The sequence below is a fragment of the Flavobacterium sp. 21.1 genome (assembly GCF_057801535.1).
In genome coordinates this window covers 200746-224958 of record NZ_JBYNXA010000003.1, presented here as the reverse complement: position 1 = coordinate 224958, position 24213 = coordinate 200746, and the positions used below count along the sequence as shown (strand labels likewise).

Here is a 24213-nt window from a genome sequence, read left to right as displayed (position 1 = left end):
TTAATAAAGATCGTCAGTGCGTAAGTTTAAAAAACGTTGAGTGGCAAAGAAGGTACTGATCCACGTGATTACAATTCCAACCAGTAAAACGCCGCCTAAAATGATGACCATGGATAAATAATCTTTGGCGATTCCCAGTTTCGGGAATAATCCGTCAACATAGAACGTCAAAGCGATAAGAGCAATGATGGCTAATCCGGAACCGATTAATCCCAAACGGATGCTTCTCCAGATAAACGGTCTGCGGATGAATGATTTTGTTGCGCCCACCATCTGCATGGTTTTGATGATAAAACGGTTGGAGTAAACCGAAAGACGCAGGGAACTGTTGATCAATAACATGGAAATTACGCCAAAAACGCCACTGATCACTAAGATCCAGAAACTGATTTTTTTGATGTTCTCGTTAGCTAGTTCGACTAATTTTTTATCATAGATGACCTCTGAAACCATTTCGTTGGTTTTGATGTCGCTTTCGATCTGTTTGATTTTCGATGATTCCACATATTCACTTTTTAAGTGGATGTCGAAGGAATTTGGCAATGGATTCATTCCTAAAAATTCCAGGAAATCTTCCCCTACAATGTCTTTGTTGTTTTTTGCTGCATCTTCTTTGGATACAAAAGCAAAATCTTTCACGAAAGCAGAACCTTTCAATTTGGTTTCAAATGCTTTTAGAATGGTATCATTTGCTTCGTCTTTGAAGTAAACCGACATTGGGATGTCTTCTTTAAAACTGTTCGAAATTTTTTCAGAATGGATTACAAATAAACCCAGTGCGCCCAAAAGGAACAACACTAAAAAAATACTTAAAATCACAGAAAAATAAGACGAAATAAGGCGTCTTCTCTGAAAGTTCTCGAATGATGGTGCCATAAGCAATCTGAATTTAAGCCGTAAAAATAGTAAAGAAAATCGTTTTTAACCTTTATAACGGTCAAAGTTTTATCTTTCTTATAATATAATGTATTTTTGCGCCTTGAATTTTAAGTGAGAACGACTTTGAGACTTTATCACTTTGCAACTATGAAGCTTTAAAAATGAAATACTTCCACAACGAAATAGAAGCCAAATGGCAACAGTATTGGGCAGAAAACCAAACGTTTGCTGCAAAAAATGATTCTGATAAACCAAAATATTATGTGTTGGACATGTTTCCTTATCCTTCGGGAGCAGGCTTGCATGTGGGGCATCCGCTGGGTTACATTGCCTCGGATATCGTAGCGCGTTACAAAAGACATCAGGGTTTCAATGTGTTGCATCCGCAAGGGTATGATTCTTTCGGATTGCCGGCCGAGCAATATGCGATTCAAACCGGACAACATCCGGAAAAAACCACGAAAGAGAATATTGCGCGTTACCGTCAGCAGTTGGATAAGATTGGTTTTTCGTTTGACTGGAGTCGTGAAGTGCGTACTTCAAATCCGGATTATTATAAGCATACCCAATGGATTTTCATTCAGTTGTTTAATTCCTATTACTGTAAAGACACAGATCAGGCCCGTCCTATTGAGGAACTGATCGAAGTTTTTCAACAGGAAGGAAATACCCGAATCCATGCGGTTTGTGATGAGAATGTTGCAACATTTAACGGAGAGGAGTGGAATGCATTTTCATCCGAAGAACAACAAAAAATCTTATTGCAATACCGATTAACCTATTTGGCGGAAACTGAAGTTAACTGGTGTCCTGCATTGGGAACTGTTTTAGCGAACGACGAAATTATCAATGGTGTTTCTGAGCGTGGAGGTCATCCGGTTATCCGTAAAAAAATGACCCAATGGTCGATGCGCATTTCAGTTTATGCAGAGCGATTATTACAAGGTTTGGAAACTATCGACTGGACAGAATCATTGAAAGAAAGTCAGAGAAACTGGATCGGAAAATCAGTTGGAGCTTCTGTTACTTTCAACCTGAAAAACCATGATGAGGTAATTGAAGTATTTACCACTCGTCCTGATACTATCTTCGGAGTAACGTTTATGACTTTGGCACCGGAACACGAATTGGTGGCTAAAATAACGACTCCGGAGCAAAAAGCAACCGTGGAAGCTTATGTGGAAGCTACTGCAAAACGTTCGGAAAGAGAGCGAATGGCCGATGTAAAAACCATTTCAGGTGTATTTACCGGGGCGTATGCCGAGCATCCGTTTACCAAAGAACCGATTCCGGTTTGGATTGGTGATTACGTATTAGCAGGTTACGGAACCGGAGCGGTAATGGCGGTACCTTGCGGGGATGAGCGCGATTACGCTTTTGCGAAACACTTCAGCCTTCCGATTGTAAATATTGTGGAAGGTGTGGATATTTCTGAAGCAGCTTACGACGATAAAAACAACACGATTTTAGCGAATTCCGAATTCTTGAACGGATTGAATTACAAGGAAGCGACTAAAAAAATCATAGAAGAATTAGAGAAAATAGGTGCAGGAACAGCGAAAGTGAATTACCGTTTGCGTGATGCTGTTTTCTCCCGTCAGCGCTATTGGGGAGAACCGTTCCCGGTGTATTATGTGAAGGGAATGCCGCAGATGATTGCCAAAGAACATTTGCCGGTCGTTTTACCGGAAGTGGAAAAATATTTGCCAACTGAAGACGGTCAGCCGCCACTGGGAAATGCATCCGTTTGGGCATGGAGTACGGAAACTAATCAGGTGGTAAGCAATGATTTAATTGATAATGTAAAAGTATTTCCTTTAGAATTAAACACGATGCCGGGTTGGGCAGGAAGTTCATGGTACTGGATGCGTTACATGGATGCGCACAATGATGCTGATTTTGCCTCAACCGATGCTTTGAAATACTGGGAAAATGTTGATTTATATATTGGTGGAAGCGAGCATGCGACCGGTCACTTGTTGTATTCCCGTTTCTGGAACAAATTCCTAAAAGACAGAGGTTTTGCACCAACGGAAGAGCCATTTAAAAAACTGATCAACCAAGGGATGATTTTAGGAAACAGTGCGTTTGTATATCGTACGGAAGATTCCAAAAAAATCATTTCAAAAGGATTAATCAAAGACTATAATGTTCATGCAATCCATGCTGATTTATCGGTAATCAACGACATCACCAACGAGTTGGATATTGAAAAATTCAAAGCACATCCTTTATATTCGGATTATAAAGATGCAGAATTCATTTTGGAAGATGGTAAATACATTGTAGGTCGTGAAGTGGAAAAAATGTCCAAATCGAAATACAACGTCGTGAATCCGGATGACATCTGCGAGCAGTACGGTGCTGACACGCTTCGTTTGTATGAAATGTTCTTAGGACCATTGGAGCAGGCGAAACCTTGGAATACGGCTGGAATTACGGGAGTATCCGGTTTCCTTAAAAAACTTTGGCGTTTGTATTTTGACGATAATGGTCTGATCGTAACCAATGATGAGCCGACAGCAGAGATGTACAAATCATTGCATAAGACCATCAAAAAAGTAACGGAAGACATTGAGAATTTCTCGTTCAATACATCGGTGTCGCAATTTATGATATGTGTGAACGAATTGGCACAGCAAAAATGCCGTCACCGCGCTATTTTAGAACCGTTGGCGATTTTGGTTTCTCCATACGCACCACATATTGCTGAGGAATTATGGAGCGCGTTAGGTCACGAAGGTTCTGTATCGACTGTGAAATTCCCGATTTTCGAAGCCAAATATTTAGTGGAGAGCGAAAAAGAATATCCGGTATCCTTTAACGGGAAAATGCGTTTTACGATTAAACTTCCATTGGACCTGAATGCGGCACAAATTGAAGAAATCGTAATGGCCGACGAAAGAACTCAGGGGCAATTGCAAGGCAGAATGCCGAATAAAGTAATTATCGTACCTGGTAAAATCATCAATTTGGTTGGATAATTTATAAATCAAAATAAATAAAAACGTCCCAAATTCTAACAGGAATTTGGGATTTCTTTTTGTAACCTTTTTCGGTTTTTACGTATAATAGTTATGTAAGGTGGTGAATGTCAAAATGGCATTAATTAAATCTGGTGCAAAATTTGATGTTTTCTATACGTTAATAAAGATAATTAAAACTACATAATTATGGTATTGATTTTAATGGGGGCCATTATGCTGGCGAGCTATTTGGTGAGCAGCAGGCTTCAAAGCAAATTTGATCATTATTCGAAAATGCACTTGCAGAATGGAATGAGCGGGGCAGAAATCGCCGAAAAAATGCTTGCCGATCATGGGATTTATGATGTACGAGTAATTTCAACTCCGGGACGTCTGACCGATCATTATAATCCGGTGGATAAAACCGTGAATTTAAGCGAAGCGGTATACAATCAGCGCAATGCGGCTGCGGCAGCAGTGGCGGCTCACGAATGCGGGCACGCGGTACAGCATGCGCAGGCATACAGTTGGTTGACTTTGCGTTCCAAACTGGTTCCGGTCGTTTCGGTTACGTCTAATTTTGTACAATGGATTTTACTGATTGGGATTTTAATGGTTAAAGTATTTCCAACGCTTTTATTGGTAGGAATCGTAATTTTCGCTTTAACCACTTTGTTTTCCATCATTACCTTGCCAGTGGAATACGATGCGAGTAACAGAGCGTTAGCTTGGTTGGAAAACAAAAGAATGTTAAGCCAGGCGGAACATGCCGGTGCTGCAGATGCTTTGAAATGGGCGGCAAGAACCTACGTGGTAGCTGCTATCGGTTCAATCGGAACTTTGCTGTACTACATTATGATTTATATGAACCGACGTTAATTCCTTTTGAATAGAAAAAGAAAAATTCACTGCCTACGTAGTGAATTTTTTTTGTTCCGACTTTTAGGTTTGAGAAATTGGAGGGCTAATTATAACTGAATCTGTCGTTCAATCTGCTGGTCCAGTGAAATGAACGTTTCCGTTCTTGAAACACCATCAATGGCTTGTATTTTTTTATTAAGCAATTGCATCAGATGTTCGTTGTCGCGGCATAGGATTTTGATCAGTATGCTCCAGTTTCCGGTGGTGTAATGGCATTCCAGTACTTCCGGGATTTTTTTTAGTTCTTTGACCGCTTCCGGATTACGGGCTGCTTTGTCAAGATAAATCCCAACGAAGGCCATCGTGCTGTAGCCTAGTACTTTTGTGTTGATCATTAGTCGGGATTCGGAGATGACGCCGGCCTGTTCCAGCTTTCGCAGTCGCTGATGAATTGCCGCACCGGAAATCCCGATCTTATGGGCGATCTGCAGAATAGGTTTTCTTGCATCTTCCATCAATTCGCGAAGAATCTGCTTGTCTATCCCGTCTATTTCTATCTGTAAGTGATTTAATTTCATATTTGAAAATTTGTAAGTTGTTATAACTTAAAAATATCAAATTTAGTAAAAAATGTTTTATTTGATTAAAAATTTTAAAACGTGTAAAAAATTACGCATCTTTAAAATATATAGGTTGACGTTATAGGTCAATCTGTAAATGATGTTTTGATATCAGATTACTATTAAACCCAAATCTAGTAAAATGAAAAATTTAACTCTAAAATCATGTCTTGTGGCCTTAATTGCGCTGCCGACATTTGTTACGGTCCAGGCTCAGGATATCGAAGCCGTGGCTGAGAAGCCGATCACCAAATCCACAGTTGAAAATCAGGTTAACGGAATTGTTGCTAATTCCGCCGAGCAAAATGGTGTAAAACTGGTCAGGAAGACAGATCTTGAAACGTTAAGATTTGATGTGATGACGCTTTTGTCCAGAAATGAAAATGATCTGGCAGATTCAAAAAAAGCAATTGAATCCAAAAACGGAGAACTAAAGGAATTGACGTTGAAATTGGACGAGGCAAACGCGAAAGCGTCAACCATCGATACGGCGAATGAAACGTTTTTGCTTTTTGGTATGTCGTTGTCTAAAACTTTATACCATTCCGTAATGTGGTCTCTGGTTTCCGTGTTACTGATATTTGCGGTTTTTTTAAGCGTTCGTTTTAAAGGGGCTAACAATATAACAAAAGATGCCAAACAGAAGTTGACGGAAGTGGAAGAAGAATTCGAAATGTTTAAACGCAATGCAATCGAGCGGGAGCAAAAACTCCGCCGTCAGTTGCAGGACGAAATTAACAAGCAAAAGAAAAAGCTTGCTGATGTTTCATAAAAAAAGCCCCTCCAAAGAGGGGCTTTTTGTTAATTATATCCTTTGTATTCGACAGCTTTTTCATTGAAAACCACACCATAGTCTTCTAATTCTTTTAAGATTGGCAAGTAGACTTCTTTGTTCAGCGGCAATTGCACACCCGGGGTTTTTATGTTGCCGTTTAAGATTTGCAATGTGGCCATGGCAACCGGCAATCCAACCGTTTTCGCCATTGCGGTGTAAGTCTGGTCATCACCAAGACATACCATGGTAGCGTCGATCTGTTTTTTCTCGCCGTTCAATTCGTATCCTATTTTGTGATACATGACAATCATGTCTTTATCGTCCGGTTGTAATGCCCAGGTGTCGGAAAGTATTTTTTCTAATATCTGTGCCGGAGTCGCATTTTTAAGGCCTATGATTTTATCTGCGTTGAATAAACCCAGTTCCACTAATTTATCCCACATGGCATCGTCCTGGTCAATTTTCAGGATATGGCGTAACTTTATTTCTATCGAATCGGTTGGGTGGTACGGCAGAAATAAATTAACGAATTCGCGATAGTTCATTGTTTCCGAATCATCAATCATATAACTGTCGTCGGTCATCCCCAATTGCACAAACATATCCCATGCTTTTGAAAATCCACAGCGACGGATGGTGCCTCTGAAAACGGTCAGTGCATCGTTTAAACCATATACGCCTCTGTATTTTAGAGAATCACGGTTCGCATAGCCTTCAAATTTTCCATAACCTTCTACTTCTAAAAATTCGGTTCTCCGGAATAATTTATGATACGGGATGTATTTGTATGTGCCTTCCTGAATGAATTTTGCAGCTCCGCCCTGACCGGCCAAAACCACATTTCTCGGAGCCCAAGTAAATTTATAGTTCCACAGGTTTGTGTCCGATTCCGGGGCAACCAATCCGCCGCAGAACGATTCGAACAAAATGATTTTTCCTCCTTTTTCACGGATTTCATCAATCACTTTCATGGCGCTTAAATGATCGATTCCCGGATCAAGGCCAATCTCGTTCATGAAGACAAGATTGTTCTCTTTAGCCGCTTCATCGAGGCTTTGCATAGCATCGGAAATATAAGAAGCCGTAACCATGTGTTTTTTATAAGTGATGCAGTCTTTAGCTACTTCTACGTGTAATTGGGCAGGTAGCATGGATATTACGATGTCTGCTTTCTGAATTTCTTCCCTACGCTGGTTTTCGTTGAAGATATCCAAAGCAATGGCCGAAGCGTTTTTATGGTTTTGTGTCTTTTTTTGGGCTAATTCTAAAGATAGGTCACCTATGGTGATGTGTAGTTTTTCGGCTTCCGATTTTTCCAGCAGATATTTAATAAGTGAGGATGCTGAACGACCCGCTCCTATGATTAGAATATTTCGCATGATGAGGTTTGTTTTAAAAAGTTCACGAAAATAGGAAATTGTTATATTATTACGAAATCGAAATCGGATTAGTTTTATTATTTAACGTTAAAAATTGTAGTAACTTTGGGCGTAATTTGAAAATTATGGATAGAAAAATCATTGCAATGGCTGCTTTTATGGGGGGTGTGGCTATTATTTTAGGTGCTTTTGGAGCACATGGCCTGAAATCAGTTTTAAGTGAAGCCGAATTAGCTACCTTCGAAACGGGGGTGCGTTATCAGATGTACCACGCCCTGTTTCTTCTTTTTGTCGGAATGACCGGTCTGATATCCTCAAAAACAAAAAAAATAATCGTAGGATTGGTTGCGACCGGAGTGATTATGTTTTCCGGTTCGATCTATTTGTTGTCGACCGCTTCGGTGACTTCGATCAACACAAAAATCATTGGTCCCATAACGCCTTTGGGAGGATTATTGATGATTTTAGGATGGATTGTGCTATTTGCTAAAATTCAGGTAGAAAAAGCAGAATAAATGGTTAAAAAAGGTCGACCGAAATTAATTTTTTTTATTTTTGCAATCTTATAAAACAAACAAACAACACATTTTTAATTATGAATGTTACCAAAACAATTTCATTAGAGAAATACGGGATTAAGAATACTGTGGAAGTTATCTATAATCCGTCTTATGATTTCTTGTATAATGAAGAGCTGAATCCTGCATTGGATGGTTTTGAAAAAGGGCAATTATCAGAACTTGGGGCGGTTAACGTAATGACGGGTGTATTCACGGGAAGATCTCCAAAAGATAAATATATTGTAAAAGATGATGTTACTACCGATACTATCTGGTGGACATCTGACAAAGCTGTAAACGATAATAAAGCAATTTCTCAGGATACCTGGAATGCTTTGAAAGAAACGACGGTTAACCAACTTTCTTCAAAAAGATTGTTTGTGGTGGATGCTTTTTGCGGTGCCAATGAAGATACACGTTTAAAAGTGCGTTTCATCATGGAAGTGGCATGGCAGGCACACTTTGTGAAAAACATGTTCATCCGTCCTACTGAAGCGGAATTGGAAAACTTCGGAGAGCCGGATTTCATCGTGATGAATGCTTCTAAAACAAGTTTTAAAGATTATGCTGCTCACGGATTAAATTCCGATGTTTATATTGCTTTCAACCTTACCGAGAAAATCCAGTTGATCGGAGGAACCTGGTATGGTGGGGAGATGAAGAAAGGATTGTTCTCAATGATGAACTATTATCTTCCTTTGAGAGGTATCGCTTCAATGCACTGTTCGGCGAATAAAGGAAAAGATGGTGATGTTGCTGTTTTCTTCGGATTATCAGGAACAGGAAAAACGACCTTATCTACGGATCCAAAACGTGAATTGATCGGAGACGACGAGCACGGATGGGACAATGATGGTGTTTTCAACTTTGAAGGAGGTTGTTATGCTAAAACCATTGATTTAAGTAAAGAAAACGAACCGGACATTTTTGGTGCTATCCGTCGTGATGCTTTATTGGAAAACGTTACGCTTGATGCAAATGGTGTGATTGATTTCAAAGATGGCTCATGTACGCAGAATACACGTGTTTCTTACCCGATAGACCATATTGACAACATTGTTAAACCGATTTCAAAAGCGGGTCATGCTTCCAAAGTAATCTTCTTAACTGCAGATGCATTTGGAGTAATGCCGCCGGTTTCGAAATTAACCCCGGAGCAGACAAAATACTATTTCCTTTCCGGTTTCACCGCTAAATTGGCCGGTACAGAAAGAGGAGTTACGCAACCGGAGCCAACATTCTCTGCATGTTTCGGAAAAGCATTCTTGTGCTTACACCCAACAAAATATGGGGAAGAATTGGTGAAGAAAATGGAAGAGCACAATGCCACGGCTTATATGGTAAATACAGGCTGGAACGGAACAGGAAAACGTATCTCAATTAAAGATACTCGTGCGATCATTGACAGAATCCTTGACGGTTCAATGGAGAAAGCAAATACGCAAATTGTGCCTATTTTCAACCTGGAAGTACCAACTGCTTTAGAAGGTGTAAATACGGAAATTCTTGATCCTAGAAACACTTACGCAGATGCTTCAGAATGGACTGAAAAAGCAACTGATTTAGCGGGAAGATTCGTTAACAACTTCGTTCAGTATACCGATAACGAAGAAGGTAAAAATCTTGTGAAGGCCGGTCCTCAATTGTAATTCATAAGAATACTTATATAGAAAATCCCACCCGCTTTGCGTGGTGGGATTTTTGTTTTTATGACCGTGCTGCTTCAACCCGGAAGAAATATTTGGGCATAAAAAAAGCAGTCATCGGACTGCTTTAGTATGGAATATGAGTAATGTTATTTTTCCTTAGATTCTTTATTAGCTTTAATGATATACTTCTCTAAAGCCATTGTCATGGAAGGAGTTTCCGGAGTTGGTGCCATAATGTCCACTCGTAAGCCGTGATCTAAGGCTTCTTTCTGAGTAGTGCTTCCAAATACCGCGATTCTCGTATTGTTTTGTACGAAATCCGGGAAATTCTTGAATAAGGATTTGATTCCTGTCGGGCTGAAGAAAGCCAAAACATCATAATAAACGTCTTTTAAATCGGAAAGATCGCTCATTACAGTTCTGTAAAAAGTTCCCGGAATCCAGTTTACTTTCAGGCCGTTTAATGTTTGCGGTACATCCGCATTCAATTGATCGGAAGAAGGTAAAAGAAATTTTTCATCCTTATATTTTTTGATAAGCGGCGACAAATCAACGAAGTCTTTCTGACCTACATAGATCTTACGCTTACGGTACACCACATATTTCTGTAAATAGAAAGCGATGGCTTCGGATTGGCAGAAATACTTTAAATCTTCAGGTACTTTATAACGCATTTCTTCAGCAACTCTAAAGAAATGATCCACCGAGTTTTTGCTGGTTAAGATGATCGCTGTAAAGTTGTTTAAGTCGATTTTCTGCGCTCGTACCTCTTTGGCTGGGACGCCCTCTACGTGAATAAAAGGTCTGAAATCAACTTTGATCTTCAGCTTTTGCTGTAGTTCAAAGTACGGTGAATTCTCCACTTTAGGCTCTGGTTGAGAAACCAAGATAGTTTTCACTTTCATAATCTAAATAAAATCAATTTATTCTAACTTTTTGTAAACCAATAATACATGAAATAATAGGGCGCTATTTCAAGTGCGCAAAGATACAAAATAAAATAAAAGAACTTGCTTAGGATTAAGTTTTGATAATTCTTCAAAGAAAAGAAGTATGTAGTCACGTTAATTATCAAAATGATTGAAATCACAACGAGAAGCAAGGTTTTTGACAAAAAATCATTGTAGAAAAGTAAAATATTCACCGGTAAAACCAAAAGTCCGATGTAGGTCCTATAGTTAACTTTCTGTAAATTAAACTGTTCGTTAAATTCCTCAATATTGAAAGTTGTGGCAATAATTTTCTCGATAAGGTACTTAGAAAGGATGAAAACACCTAGTAATGTTGTAATCTGTATGTAGGTTATCCAATTGTACTTCGTTGTCAACCCGAAATAACTCAACGTAATTTGAATCAAAAAGGCGAATGAGATCAACTGTACGAGAAACATAGAGATGGTAAACCAACTGTTCATGTTCCCGCTGTCTTTATAGATTTTCAGGTACTTATCCGAAACTGCGATTTTTATGAATTCGTTAAATCGGACTTCAAAGATAGTCCTGTTGATGGCAAGTATGGTAAAACACAGGACAAACAGTACCGTGGCCCAGTCTTTGCTTTCTATAGCTCTTTCGTTAAGTAGTAGATCCATCATATCGGATGTAAAAGTACTAATTTTTGCTTTCAAATGCACACCTCCTGATTTGGCCCGTTGTTAATGAACAGGTAGGGTTGCGCATTTTGTCGAAAGAAGTCAGTTTTCTGACAGATTGCGAAAATTTATTATAATTTTATTATGAAAAGCGAGTTATAAATAATGTATTTTTGCACGTAAATTTGAATTAAAAAATGAACAAAGGCGTAGTCATTATACCTACTTATAACGAAATCGAAAATATTGAAGCCATTATCCGCGCCGTATTTTCTTTAGCTACACCTTTTCATGTTTTAATCGTGGATGATAATTCACCCGATGGTACCGCTGCAAGAGTGGAAGAACTTCAGGCTGAATTTTCCGAGCGTCTTCACATTGAGAAACGATTGAAAAAAGCCGGTTTAGGGACCGCGTATGTTCATGGATTCAAATGGGCTTTGGAAAGAGGTTTCGATTATATTTTTGAGATGGATGCCGACTTTTCACATAACCCAAAAGACCTGGAGCGTCTTTATCAGGCCTGCATTAATGGTGCCGATTTGGCCATAGGTTCACGATATGTGACGGGTGTAAATGTTGTTAATTGGCCTCTTAACCGTGTGTTGATGTCCTATTTCGCATCGATGTATGTTGATTTTATAATGGGAATGCGAATTCACGATGCGACAGCCGGATTTGTTTGCTACCGCAGAAATGTACTGGAAACAATCAATCTCGATAAAATAAAATTTATCGGATACGCCTTCCAGATTGAAATGAAATACAGGACCTTCGTCAACAAATTTAAAATTGTGGAAGTGCCTATTATTTTTACCGACCGGACCAAAGGACAATCCAAAATGAGTAATGCCATCATCAAAGAAGCGATTTTTGGTGTGATTTCCTTACGAATCAGAAAAATATTCAACAGATTATAAAAAGCATGAATTCTACATTAATTAAAAACGCAAAGATTGTAAATGAAGGAGTAATTTTTGAAGGCGATGTGCTTATTGAAGGTGAATTCATTAAAGAAATTGGCACGGATATCAGTAATAAGCCGGGAATTGACCATGTGATTGATGCCGAGGGGAATTTTCTGATTCCGGGCGCTATCGATGATCAGGTGCATTTCCGTGAACCGGGACTGACCCATAAAGGAAACATCGCTTCCGAATCGCGTGCTGCGGTTGCCGGAGGGATTACCTCGTTTATCGAGCAGCCCAATACGGTTCCGAATGCGGTTACCCAGGAATTGCTCGAGCAGAAATACGAAATCGCATCTCATACTTCCTATGCCAATTACTCATTTATGATGGGCGGGACCAATGATAATCTGGAAGAAGTTTTAAAAACCAATCCGAGAAATGTAGCCGGAATTAAACTGTTCTTAGGTTCGTCAACCGGAAACATGCTGGTGGATAATGAAGAGGTATTGGAAAGGATTTTTTCAAGCACGCCGATGCTGATCGCGGTACATTGTGAAGACGAAGCTACTATAAAAGCGAATTTAGAAAAATATAAAGCGGAATACGGCGATGATATTCCAATGAAGTTTCATCACTTGATCCGAAGCGAAGAAGCCTGTTATCTATCGTCTTCGAAAGCTATTGAACTTGCTAAGAAAACAGGAGCACGCCTGCATATTTTCCATGTTTCCACAGCCAAAGAAACCGAATTGTTTAGTAATAAAATTCCGTTAGAGGAGAAAAAAATTACCGCAGAAGTTTGCGTACACCATTTATGGTTTACCGACGCGGATTACGATACTAAAGGGACTTTGATCAAATGGAATCCTGCGGTAAAAACACAAGCGGATAAAGACGGACTTTGGAAAGCTTTGCTGGATGACCGAATCGATGTAATCGCAACCGATCACGCGCCTCACACCTGGGAAGAAAAACAAAATCCTTATACCACTGCTCCTTCAGGCGGGCCTTTAGTACAGCATGCTGTCGTGGCTATGTTTGAAGCGTATTTGCAGGGGAAAATTTCGGTGGAGAAAATTGTGGAGAAAATGGCGCACAACCCGGCCAAAATTTTTAAAATAGAAAAAAGAGGTTTCATCCGTGAAGGGTATTACGCGGATTTAGCGATCGTGAATACCGCTCTGCCTTGGAATGTAAATAAAGACAATATTTTATATAAATGTGGTTGGTCTCCGTTTGAAGGGACGAATTTCAAATCGCGAATCTCACATACTTTCGTTAATGGACAATTAGTGTATTCGAATGCTAAAGTGAAAGAAGGATGTTTTGGTCAGCGTTTATTATTTGACAGGTAATATGAAAAGACTGCTATTTTTGTTTGCTTGCCTTGCTGTTTTCAGTTGTACTGATAAAGCAGTGGAGAAACCGGATAATCTCCTGAGTGAGGATGTTATGGTTGATATCTTGTATGATATCAGCGTACTTCAGTCGGCCGAGAATTTAAATTCGACGGAATTCGCCCAAAAAAGCATAAAGGTGAACGAGATCATTTATAAGAAATATAATATCGACAGCTTGACGTTTGCAAAGAGCAATCGTTATTACGCTTCGGATCCGCACCATTATCAGAAATTATTCAAGAAAGTGGCTGAAAAAATTGAAGCAAGTAAAAAAGCACTTAACGTACAGTCAGTGAAAGAAACCGGAAAGGAATTAAAACCTACTTATACGCCCGGCATACAGTAGTCAGGCAGTGTTCCATCGGTTGGAAGGAATGTTTCAGCTGATTGATAACTTTGGAATTATCGTAAATTTCGGTGGAATGGGATGATTTGGCAGTGGCTTTCGTAAACGTTCTCTTTTTATTCAAGAGTTTGGAAAGCAGCCAGTCCAGTCGCCAGTAAATAGAAGTCATATAAGGTCTTGCGTAAATGTAAGGCCTTTTTTTCTGCATCGTATCAGCAAGATTGTTTAACAGGTTCTGCAGCATAATGTTTTCGGATACGATCGTAAAACGCTCTCCGCTGATGTTGGCTTTCATCAACTGCATCATGATTTTTGTGACATCTTCCACGCAGGTGATTCCGGTTGAGCCTTTGGTGTAAAAAGGAAATCCGTTTTGGATTTTTTGCAGCAACTGACCGCTTCCCGCATCGCCAAATCCTTTGCCGAAAATCACACCCGGATTTACAACCACTACCTCAAGTCCTTCCTGAGAACCTCTCCAGACTTCCGTTTCGGCTCCGAATTTCGTAAGCGCATAATCACCGTGATTTTTTTCCGGATTCCACTCGGTTTCTTCGGTTATGATATTTTCACCTTCTCGTACATCGCCCAAAGCCGCTATGGAACTGACATGGCACAGTTTTTTTACGTCGAAATCAATGCAGCAGTTAACAATATTGGCTGTTCCTTCAATGTTGATTTTTCGCAGTTGGTCTTCATCTTTTGCATCAAATGAAATCAGTGCCGCACAATGGTAAACATATCCGATATTTTCAAAAGCTTTTTCCAGAGCTGGAATGTCGGTGATATCCGCCTGAACCCATTCGATTTTTTCAAACAGATCTGTCTTATTCTCGATTTCGAAAAGATTTTTTGTTTTTGCAATGGAAGCCGGATTACGGTAGATGGCCCGAACCGCATCATTTTCCTGAAGTAGCTGAAGTAGGAGATGAGCGCCTACTAATCCTGTGCCGCCGGTGACTAATATCATATAGCGAAAATACTAATTTAATTGCGATTGACAAATTACGAATTTGGGACTTAAATAAGAGGGTAACCAAATCCGCGAATTCATAATAAGTTTTATCTTTGCGGACGTACGGCCAAAAAGGTTGTAAACGAAAGTAAACCGTTTTTTAAAAATGAGAAATATAGTAGAAGAATTACGTTGGAGAGGATTGGTTCACGACATTATGCCGGGAACAGAAGAGCAATTGACAAAAGAATCTACCGCAGCATATATCGGATTTGATCCTACATCAGATTCATTACACATCGGAAGTTTGGTGCCGATTATCTTATTGGTACACCTGAAAAATTTCGGGCACAAACCTTTTGCTTTGGTAGGAGGTGCAACCGGAATGATTGGTGATCCGTCGGGAAAATCAGATGAGCGTAATTTATTGGATGAGGCTACCTTAGATAAAAACGTAGCTGGGATTAAAAATGTATTGTCCCGTTTTTTAGATTTTAGTTCTACTGATGCCAATGCGCCTGTTTTAGTGAATAACTACGACTGGATGAAGGATTTTTCGTTTATCAATTTTGCACGTGATGTGGGAAAACGCATTACCGTGAATTACATGATGTCGAAAGACTCGGTTAAAAAACGTCTGAGTGGAGAGGTTGGAGAAGGAATGTCGTTTACGGAGTTTACCTACCAGTTGATTCAGGGTTACGATTTTTACCATTTATATAAAGCAAACAACTGTCTGTTGCAGATGGGTGGTTCGGATCAGTGGGGCAATATCACTACGGGAACGGAGTTGATCCGAAGAATTGGTGGGGAAGGAGCGAAGGCTTATGCGATGACCTGTCCGCTGATCACAAAAGCTGACGGTTCTAAATTTGGTAAGTCTGAAGGTGGAAATGTGTGGTTGGATGCTGATAAAACGTCGCCATACAAATTTTACCAGTTCTGGTTGAATACTACAGATGTTGATGCGGAAAAATACATCAAAATTTTTACGTTTATCGGTCAGGAGGAAATCGAAAAACTGATTGCTGAACATCACGAGGCCCCGCACGTGCGTGTATTGCAAAAACGTTTAGCAGAAGAGGTGACTAAATTCGTTCATGGTAAAGAAGAGCTTGAAAAGGCAATTGAGGCTTCGGCGGCATTTTTCAGTCCGAGTATGGACGACCTGAAAAAATTGGATGAAAAAACGTTTTTAGAGGTTTTTGAAGGAGTGCCTCATGCGGAAGTAACGATGGCTGATGTTGAAGCGGGGATGGATATGATCGCTGCTCTTGCTGCCAAGACCGGATTCCTTGCTTCCAACAGCGACGCAAGAAGGGAATTGAAGCAAAATGCGGTTTCTTTGAATAAAGAGAAGGTGACTGAGGATTATATGATTTCAGTAAGCGATCTTATCAATGAAAAATTCCTGTTATTGCAAAAAGGTAAGAAAAATTATTATGTGATTAAAGTCAGATAATCAATTTAAAATATAAGTTAAGCCTGCAGTTCTTCTGCAGGTTTTTTTATGTCCAGATGTTTGTGATCAGTGAATCGGATTAGATAACCATCAGGTTACAGCCACGGATATCGGAATTGTCAAAACGTCCCAATACTTCGAAGGAATGGTTGGGATATTTTTTGCCCAGATCCTGAGTAGCGATGAACGAACAGGAGTTGATATTGGCCAGATCAATTACGTTGATACCGCCGGTTTTGCCTTCAGCTATGTAAGAAAGAGCATCTTCGGTATCGCGAATGAGAACTTCCATCCAGGGCGGACATTCGAAAATACCATCGCCTAACGAATAGGCTTGCGACAATAATTCTGTCATGCCATATTCCGAATGGATTTTGGAAACACCAAAACCATTACACAGGATTTCGTGCAATTCTTCTCGGATGATTTCTTTGCGTTTTCCTTTCATGCCGCCGGTTTCCATGATGATGGTGTTCTTTAGCTGAAAGTTTTGCTTCTCGATCAAATCCAATAAAGCATAGGTGACACCGATCAATAAAACGTTTTGTCCCGCGTTGTCCAATTCGGTTAATTTCTCAATCAGTTCATCGTAATTGTTTAGATAAAAGCCGCTTTCCGGTTGGTTGGAGCGTTCGATCAGATCTTCCACCATATAAATCAAAGAGGAACCTTCGCGTTCTAAATAAGAAGGGAGTAATGCTAAAACCACGTAGTCTTCAATGTTTCCGTAAAATTGGGAAAACCCCAGTCGGAAACTTTCTTCATAAAAATTCAAATCGGTCACCATATGACGGCTTGTGGTCATTCCGGTTGTGCCGCTGCTGGTAAATGTGGTTTGAACCGGTTCGGTGGAACTTAAGATTTCGTGCGTTTTGAAAAACTGTATGGGTAAAAACGGAATTTCTTTTAGTGATTTTACGTTTGTTTTGTCCTTCTTCAGCAGCTTGCAGAAATTTTGGTATACCGGATTGTTATCGTACTGATAACGGAATACCTTGAGCGTGATTTTCTCAAACTCTTTTTTGGAAGCGATGTGAAAAATGTCGGACGTTGAAAACATAGGGCAAATGTACAAAAATAAAAAAGCACCAACTTTCGTTGATGCTTTCTTTATAAGGTGAAAAAGAATTATTTGATAACTAGCTTTCTGTTAGCTGTTTTTCCTTCTTCAGTAATTTTAACCATATAGATACCAGCGTTTAATGAGGAAACGTTGATTACTTCGTTTGAAGTTGTTGTGTTTAATACCTGTTTTCCAACTACATCATAAATAGCAATGGTTTTAACGCCGTTTGCTGCTGTAGTGATGTGTAAATAGTCGGTAGCAGGGTTAGGGTAAACATTCAATCCTGAAATATTGTTAAAACTTGCTGTTGACAAAGTAAAGTTTGGAGTCGTAGCAATTCTTAACTCATCGATATTGATGGTTGGAGTTGTGTTTGCTGAATCCTGACGGAACATAAATCCTCCAATTGAACTTGGGCCGGATGTTAAAGTAACTGAAACTGAAGGGGCTGAACTACCTCCGATTGCAGGGTTTTCATTTAAAGTTAACAAGCTGTTTGCAAAGTTGTATCCAAGTGATAAATACTGAGTCGTTCCAGGATTGTACAAGTTGGAAGACCAAACAATGTTAGCACTGTTGGTTGTTGTTGATAAACCGTATTGGAATTGTGTTCCGTTTCTTCTCAGCCATATTCTGGCAGGAGTACTTCCGCTGCCATTATCGTTGAATACCGCAAAATAAGTTAGGTCTGTCAGATCATTTACAATATTCGAAATGTCCGAGATATTGATAATAAAGGATGCGAATATTGTTCCTGAAGTTGTTGGTGTGAACGGCGTTCTCGCTTCAGCTCCACCCCCAACAAAATTAATAGAGTTCCCTGTAGCTGTGATTCCGGTATAAGATAAGTTGCCTGAAACTGCGACAATGTCATCACCTGTGTTGTCTGTTGTCCACATTTGTGTTGCTCCTAAAGCCGTTCCTGCAGTGTAGTTGAATGGCTCGTTATATGGTAAAGTGTTTACTGGTTTACATTGTGTGGCAGGGATGAATTTGCTTAATCCACAAGTTCCTGTAATAGTTAGGGTTACATTTGTTCCTTCCGTTACATTTGAAATAGTGATGTTACCACTTGCCATTGCTGAAGGATTATCGCCTCCGATTGTACCGGCGTTGGTGGACAGGTTGTATGTTCCCGAGTTTCCGCCCGTAAAAGGAATTGTTATGTTGTAAGTGTCGATTCCCGTAGTTACAGCATTACAAGCAGCTGTTTCTGTTCCTAAAGTAAGGCTGCATGGCGTTGTACCCATCCAAGTTGAAGAAACATATAAAGCGTCAATGGTTTCATTTTGAGTTGAAGCAAATTGTCTTAAACAAATACGGTCAATATTTGCTTGTCCGCTTCCGGTTGCAGTTGCTTCCGGTGCTCCGGCAGCCGCTTCGTTAGCAGGAATTCCGCTTGATTTTATCCAAAGGCTGCCTGCTCCCGTAGTGGAATTGTTGTATTTGACAATAACCAGGTAGGTGGTGTTTAGACTTAATTCGGTTGTACCAAATGCAGATGTTGTAGTGGTAGTGTTCGAAAGACCAATATTGAAACTGGTGGTTGGGTTTGTCGCGGACGGCCTTACATACACTCTGGCAGCTTGGTTTGATGCGTTGCTTGGTGAAAGGTGCATGAAAAATCCAGTGGTTGCATCAGTAACATTAAGTAAAAAAGACACATAAATATCACTTCCGGCACCTGGAACAGTAGTAAGTGCTTTATTTACATCTTCTCCGGTATTGTCTACTTTAGCGGCATTTCCGGCGGTAGCTCCTGTGATGCTCCCAGCGCCGCTGTTGTAACCGGCATAAGTTAAGCCATTGGATGCGCCAACGTCAATTGCATTGGTTCCTCCACCGCTATGCGCGGTCCATCCGTTGCTGGTTAATAATGAATTGTCAGTATAGTTAAAGCTATCGTTAAGATAGTTTACCTGTCCGAACGAAAGTGTGCTAACCATCAATGTTAACAATAAAGCGTAAATTTGTTTCATTTTTGATTGAAATTAAAAATTGGACGACAAATATAACAAGTATTTACAGAATGTAAAACTTTTCAACGTAAAATTAAGGTAAAATACTAATGAACAGCCGAAACGTAATTATTTCACTATCAGCTTTCTTGTAGCTGTAGCTTCGCCTTCTCTTATTTTGATAATGTAAACGCCGGCATTTAGGTTGCCTATGTTTAGTTCCCTAGAACTAAGTGTGGTCTGAAGGATTCTTTTTCCAAGCACATCGAATATCTCTACCTCCTTGTCAAGCGCCAATTTAGATACGATGTAAATTTTATCCCCGCTGGTTGGGTTGGGGTAAATGCTTAATCCTTCAATAGTGTTTTCTTGGGTTTTGTTCACAGGTGCGGCCTTACCCTCCTGAGCCATTGCGCTCGCGGAAAATAAGAAGGCCGAAATAAGAATAATATAAAAGTAATTTCTCTTCATGTGAACTAATATTGTGTAAAGATATAAAAATATTTTCAAAATACATGCCAAAAAAACGCTCTTTGTAAAAAAGAGCGTTTTTGGCAGTAATTACAAGTTATAACTTATTGAATTAAGTTAATTCCGCTAACCGTAGACCATGTACCCGCTTGTAAAGAAGCCCCTGTAGCAGTGGTGTTAGTGGTGAATTTTCCAGCTGGGAAAGTTACTGTAATGGATGGTGTAGCACCCGCAACATTTTGAGATGTGTTAGTGATTTTAACACCTGTCAATTTAATTTTAGAGCCATTTACCTGATTATTATTAGTAGTGGCGTCCTGAATTTTAACAGCAGCACCTTGGTAAGTAGTACCTCCTTCAGTGTAGTTTCCGTATCCGTCGATAACAACATTTGTAAAGTCTCCGTTACCTTCTTTTTTGAACTGAATTGCATCAATCTGTACGTCCCCTGCAACTTCAGGAGTACATCCTGCTGCTCTTTTTAAAGTTACGTTAGTGAATTTAGGATAGAAATCATTGTTGTTTGCAGAAGCTTCGATTTCAATACCAAAGTTTCCTTTGTTTGTTTGGTAAGCATACCAGTTCGTGTTGTTCTGACCTTGCCATCCGTCTTGCCAGTCAAATGAATCATCATAGTTACCGTAAGAAATAGCATTTGTTAAACTTACAGTTCCTCCGTAAAATTCGAAACCGTCATCCGCGCCCATATAAGATACCAAGTGATCAAGAGTAGTTCCTGAACCTACTGAATAGAAAGAGAATCCGTTTAATTCTTTTGTTCCGTCCGCTAATTTTTTACCGGCATATTCTACACGTACATATTTTAAAGAACCTCCGTTGTGTGCAGGATTGCTTCCTCCGTAGTTCAATGACATTCCGTCTTCTGAGATCGAAGTGTTTCCACCGCCTAAAACTTTTACAGGTGCATCACCATACATAATGATTCCACCCCAAGATCCCGGAACTTTAGAAACTTCTGTGAAAACAACCGGAGAAGATTCTGAACCGTTGATGATTAATTTTCCACCGTTTTCAACCACTAAAGCGTTATCACCGTTGATTTTATCACATGTTACTGTACTTCCTGCAGCGATTGTCAAAGTTGCACCCGATTTCACTCTTACAATTCCTTTTAAAGTATAATTTCCGTAAGCGTAAGAAGTACTGGTTGTAATGTTTCCGCTGATTTCGCCTACTACCGGTGTTACAGGTGTATTGGTTTCTTCGTCATCTTTTGAACAACCTGTAAAAAGTGTACCTAAAATAGCTAAGCTTAATACTAATTTTTTCATTGTTTTTGTTTTTTGTTTCTTGTTGTTTTTCGTTTAATTCGTTGATACAAAGGTGTTTTAAATTCAGGAAGAACCAGTTAACTAAATATCAACTTATCATTAAAGGAATTTCAACTTTAGGTAAAGTAAAAGTTATCAGCATTAGGTAATTGTAATCAAAAAAAGCAACGGAGTCCGCTGCTTTTTATTTGTTCTTCTTCGTATCCCTTATGTTTAAAAGGTATATCCTAAATTAAATGAGAATCCTACTCCTTTTTTGTAATTTCTCATGATGTAAGAGCTTTCGTTGAAGGTGTTAACATTTTCCTTACCTAACTCAAATTTCGTATCCGGATTTAAAATATTGTCCGCAGATAATTTTAAATCGAAATGTTTGGATAATTTACTGTTCAGGACAAGATCCAATCGGCTTACCGGAAGTTCATAAATATGATCCAGTCCCGCTGTTCCCACACTGTAAATTCGTTTTCCGAAAACGGAATACACAACAGAAACCGTATTGGTCCAGGTGCTGTTCATATTGAACTGGTATTTCAAATCGGAATTGATCAACCATTTTGAAGCACCTTGTAATTCACGGTCTTTATGTGTTTCGATACTTGGCGACGTATTTCCGTTTGGTCCTGTTACCACATCCGGAACCGTTACTTTGGTTTGCATTAAGGACGTATTGAATCCCCATGATAAATCGGTAAGTGCAGAGGAGGCTCTTCCAAGGTCTAAAATGAATTCGGCTTCAAGACCATATAGTTTTGCGTTTTCAGAATTCAGGAACGTAACGATGGTCGATCCCGGACTTGCTAAATAAGAACGCTCGATCGGATTTTTGATGTTTTTTCCAAATAAACCGACAGCAAACATTTCCTTAGATGTAGGGAACATCTCGAATTTCAAATCCACGTTAGTGTTGTCACTGTTAACCAAGTATGGATTTCCCTGGAAAACGGTGTTGTCCGGATTTACGATCTGTAACGGATAAGATTCCATGATAACCGGTTTGGAATACGTCTGCGATGCTGCCAATCGGATATTTGTGTTCTCATTGATTGCATATTTCGCATTTAATGAAGGCAGTACATATAATTTGTTTTTATTTACGGTAGTGTAAGGCTGATCGAAAGCACCGATATTCTTGTACTTAGTGGTTCTGTCATAGTTTTCAGCTCTTACCCCTGCGTTTACATCGAATTTTTCGGAAAACTTGTAAAACAAATTAGCATATCCTGCATTGCTGAACTCGTTCAGTTTTGCTTTCCAGTTGGCATTACTTGATTCCTGGTAAGAGATTTCAAAATCCAATAAGTCGTTTTTGATCTGCGCGTTAGCGGTAAACGGATTCAGATTGAAAATACTGCTGGTGTTGAAGTTTTTGATAGTTTGGATGAATCGGTAAGAGGAAACGGTTCCATTGCTGTTTCCGTTGTATCCTACAGATAGTTTATGATCTTTTCCGAATTTAAAGTTGTATTCAAGGAAAGCCGAACTGAATACATCGTTTTTAACATCCAGATATTGTCTAAGGAAGTTGTTTCCTCCGTAACTCACTAATACATCGTCTTCCGCAAGCTGTTTTCCGGTGTATGAATTTCTGTCGGGCTGACCGTAAGTTGTTTTAGCTAAAGAAACGCCCATTTTTACCAAATGTTTTTTGTCTGATGTAAGTGCATAATCCCCGAAAAGCTGTCCGTTTAAATAGTTAGTTTCATCCAATTGATTGGTACGGATCAGGTAGTTGGTAACATCAGTTTGTGCATTCTGGTATCCTAACTGATCCTGAATCAAATTCTCAGAAGTTTTAAGATACAATACATTAGTCGATAAATTAAGTCGTTCCGAAGCATAATTCAATCCTAAAATCGAAGAGAAATTTGTCTTGTAATTGTAGGTTGTAGTGGTGAAGTTATTCGAATACTGGATTAAGTTACCGGGATTCAAAGTTCTGTCGCTTCCTTTTCTGGATTGGAACGCATTGTCAAAATTCAAGGAAATCAGATAGCTTATCTTATCGCTGTTTTTCAGGTTGAATTTCTCTGCGTGCAAAATTCCGACACTGGTGTTTAGGGGAGATTTGGTTTTTTTGATATCGAATCCGGTTTTGAAAGCGTCCACGGCATCCTGACGGTTAAGCGTCACCGGCGGATAAGGCGTATCATTGAATTCCGAAGGTAAAGCTCGGTCATTTCCGGTTAAACCGAAAAATCCTTTGGAATTGTCGGCATCGCTGGTGATGTAAAAATTGTTCAGATTGTTTTGGGTCACAAAACCGGCTCCAAACGATATTTTTGAAATACTCGTGTTGGTTTTGGAAGTAACGATATTGAAAGTCGCACCAGCAAAATCACCATAAATATTAGGATTGAAAGTTTTGTACGTTTCAATCACACTAACCACATCGGTTGGAATCAAATCCAAAGGAACAATCTTTTTAAACGGATTGTTCGAAGGAACCGCTAAATTGTTGATCAGTAAATTATTATATCGGTCTTCCAATCCGCGGACAAACAGACCTCTTGATCCCACTTTTGAAATTCCCGTCATTTTAGTAAGTCCTTCTTCAACGTCGCTCACTCCTTTTCTGGAAAGTTCCTGGGCACCGATAGATTGCTTGATTTCAACCGCTTTTTTCTGCTCCACCAAAAGTGCCGTTTCTTTTTCGCGGTTCTGGTCTACCTTAATAACGACATCCTGAAGTTCTACGCCTTTTGAACCAAGTGCCTGATTTACGGTTTTGGTCTCGTCTTTTTTGATTGTAAACGGAATTTCCACACTTTCATACCCTAAGAAGGAAATCATTAAGATATGACTACCTTCTGAAACCGAAATCGAATAGTTACCCTGTTCGTCGGTGTTCACCCCATTGGTTGTTCCTTTGATCATTACGGTAGCAAAAGGAAGCGCTTCATTATTCATATCCTTATCCGTAATGCGCCCTGTAACCGTTCCTTTTTGTGCAAAAGCAAAAACTGTAAATAAAAGGGCGGTTACTAAAAAGTTAAGTTTCATTTTCGTGTTGTTTAATTTTTCGGCAAAGGAACTCCTGCTGCGTTAATTTGAAGTTATAGGGTTGTTATG

Annotated in this window: 20 protein-coding genes; 9 read left to right on the top strand and 11 right to left on the bottom strand. The window is 39.5% G+C overall.

The features are described 5' to 3' along the window. A complete protein-coding gene (locus AC3E9U_RS07740; protein ID WP_488746333.1) occupies positions 1-876 on the bottom strand; it encodes a cell division protein FtsX in 876 nt (291 codons plus the stop codon). 164 nt (positions 877-1040) lie between these two features. Between AC3E9U_RS07740 and leuS the strand changes: the two genes are divergently transcribed. Further along, positions 1041-3863: a leucine--tRNA ligase gene (gene leuS / locus AC3E9U_RS07735; protein WP_488746332.1), complete on the top strand. Its 2823-nt coding sequence runs from the start codon at positions 1041-1043 to the stop codon at positions 3861-3863. Between the two features lie 189 nt (positions 3864-4052). Then, positions 4053-4724: a zinc metallopeptidase gene (locus AC3E9U_RS07730; RefSeq protein WP_488746331.1), complete on the top strand. Its 672-nt coding sequence runs from the start codon at positions 4053-4055 to the stop codon at positions 4722-4724. Positions 4725-4813: 89 nt separating this feature from the next. Here the strand turns inward: AC3E9U_RS07730 and AC3E9U_RS07725 are convergent, their stop codons facing one another. Beyond that, a complete protein-coding gene (locus AC3E9U_RS07725) occupies positions 4814-5284 on the bottom strand; it encodes an Lrp/AsnC family transcriptional regulator (RefSeq protein WP_488746330.1) in 471 nt (156 codons plus the stop codon). Positions 5285-5468: 184 nt separating this feature from the next. Between AC3E9U_RS07725 and AC3E9U_RS07720 the strand changes: the two genes are divergently transcribed. Further along, complete coding sequence (locus AC3E9U_RS07720; protein WP_488746329.1) at positions 5469-6098, top strand: hypothetical protein; 630 nt, start codon at positions 5469-5471, stop codon at positions 6096-6098. Positions 6099-6127: 29 nt separating this feature from the next. On the opposite strand, the gene AC3E9U_RS07715 is transcribed toward AC3E9U_RS07720, so the two are convergent. Next, positions 6128-7480, bottom strand: coding sequence for a saccharopine dehydrogenase family protein (locus tag AC3E9U_RS07715; protein WP_488746328.1), 1353 nt, complete (start codon positions 7478-7480; stop codon positions 6128-6130). A gap of 125 nt (positions 7481-7605) precedes the next feature. On the opposite strand from AC3E9U_RS07715, the gene AC3E9U_RS07710 reads away from it, so the two are divergent. After that, positions 7606-7995 (top strand): DUF423 domain-containing protein, encoded by a 390-nt coding sequence (locus tag AC3E9U_RS07710; RefSeq protein WP_488746327.1) that lies wholly within the window; start codon positions 7606-7608, stop codon positions 7993-7995. Between the two features lie 80 nt (positions 7996-8075). Next, positions 8076-9689, top strand: a complete 1614-nt coding sequence (gene pckA, locus AC3E9U_RS07705; protein WP_488746326.1) for a phosphoenolpyruvate carboxykinase (ATP) — start codon at positions 8076-8078, stop codon at positions 9687-9689. A 146-nt stretch (positions 9690-9835) separates the two neighbouring features. Here pckA and AC3E9U_RS07700 read toward each other — a convergent pair whose 3' ends face one another. Both AC3E9U_RS07700 and AC3E9U_RS07695 read right to left on the bottom strand, forming a co-directional pair. Continuing rightward, complete coding sequence (locus tag AC3E9U_RS07700) at positions 9836-10594, bottom strand: uroporphyrinogen-III synthase (RefSeq protein WP_488746325.1); 759 nt, start codon at positions 10592-10594, stop codon at positions 9836-9838. Positions 10595-10617: 23 nt separating this feature from the next. After that, a complete protein-coding gene (locus AC3E9U_RS07695; protein WP_488746672.1) occupies positions 10618-11283 on the bottom strand; it encodes a DUF4271 domain-containing protein in 666 nt (221 codons plus the stop codon). A 194-nt stretch (positions 11284-11477) separates the two neighbouring features. Between AC3E9U_RS07695 and AC3E9U_RS07690 the strand changes: the two genes are divergently transcribed. From AC3E9U_RS07690 to AC3E9U_RS07680, 3 genes are read left to right on the top strand one after another with little or no spacing between them, the layout of a single operon-like run. Further along, positions 11478-12200, top strand: coding sequence for a polyprenol monophosphomannose synthase (locus tag AC3E9U_RS07690; protein WP_488746324.1), 723 nt, complete (start codon positions 11478-11480; stop codon positions 12198-12200). A gap of 5 nt (positions 12201-12205) precedes the next feature. Continuing rightward, the gene (locus tag AC3E9U_RS07685) at positions 12206-13546 is read left to right on the top strand and encodes a dihydroorotase (protein WP_488746323.1); all 1341 of its coding nucleotides are present in this window, start codon (positions 12206-12208) and stop codon (positions 13544-13546) included. Between the two features lies 1 nt (position 13547). Beyond that, a complete protein-coding gene (locus AC3E9U_RS07680) occupies positions 13548-13937 on the top strand; it encodes a DUF4296 domain-containing protein (RefSeq protein WP_488746322.1) in 390 nt (129 codons plus the stop codon). Here the strand turns inward: AC3E9U_RS07680 and AC3E9U_RS07675 are convergent. Beyond that, positions 13912-14907 carry an NAD-dependent epimerase/dehydratase family protein gene (locus AC3E9U_RS07675; protein WP_488746321.1) on the bottom strand — a complete coding sequence of 332 codons (996 nt, stop codon included), beginning with the start codon at positions 14905-14907 and terminating at the stop codon, positions 13912-13914. The genes AC3E9U_RS07680 and AC3E9U_RS07675 overlap by 26 nt on opposite strands. A 151-nt stretch (positions 14908-15058) precedes the next feature. Between AC3E9U_RS07675 and tyrS the strand changes: the two genes are divergently transcribed. After that, positions 15059-16354 (top strand): tyrosine--tRNA ligase, encoded by a 1296-nt coding sequence (tyrS, locus tag AC3E9U_RS07670; protein ID WP_488746320.1) that lies wholly within the window; start codon positions 15059-15061, stop codon positions 16352-16354. Positions 16355-16433: 79 nt separating this feature from the next. Here the strand turns inward: tyrS and AC3E9U_RS07665 are convergent, their stop codons facing one another. The 5 genes from AC3E9U_RS07665 to AC3E9U_RS07645 form a co-directional block, all read right to left on the bottom strand. Further along, positions 16434-17414, bottom strand: a complete 981-nt coding sequence (locus AC3E9U_RS07665) for a LuxE/PaaK family acyltransferase (RefSeq protein WP_488746319.1) — start codon at positions 17412-17414, stop codon at positions 16434-16436. A 68-nt stretch (positions 17415-17482) separates the two neighbouring features. Next, complete coding sequence (locus AC3E9U_RS07660) at positions 17483-19399, bottom strand: T9SS type A sorting domain-containing protein (RefSeq protein ID WP_488746318.1); 1917 nt, start codon at positions 19397-19399, stop codon at positions 17483-17485. Positions 19400-19507: 108 nt separating this feature from the next. Further along, a complete protein-coding gene (locus AC3E9U_RS07655) occupies positions 19508-19849 on the bottom strand; it encodes a T9SS type A sorting domain-containing protein (protein WP_488746317.1) in 342 nt (113 codons plus the stop codon). A gap of 104 nt (positions 19850-19953) precedes the next feature. After that, on the bottom strand, positions 19954-21141 hold the full coding sequence (locus AC3E9U_RS07650; RefSeq protein WP_488746316.1) for a hypothetical protein: 1188 nt from the start codon (positions 21139-21141) through the stop codon (positions 19954-19956). A gap of 213 nt (positions 21142-21354) precedes the next feature. Then, entirely contained in the window at positions 21355-24144 is a 2790-nt protein-coding gene (locus AC3E9U_RS07645) for a TonB-dependent receptor (protein WP_488746315.1), read from the bottom strand. Positions 24145-24213 lie beyond the last annotated feature (69 nt).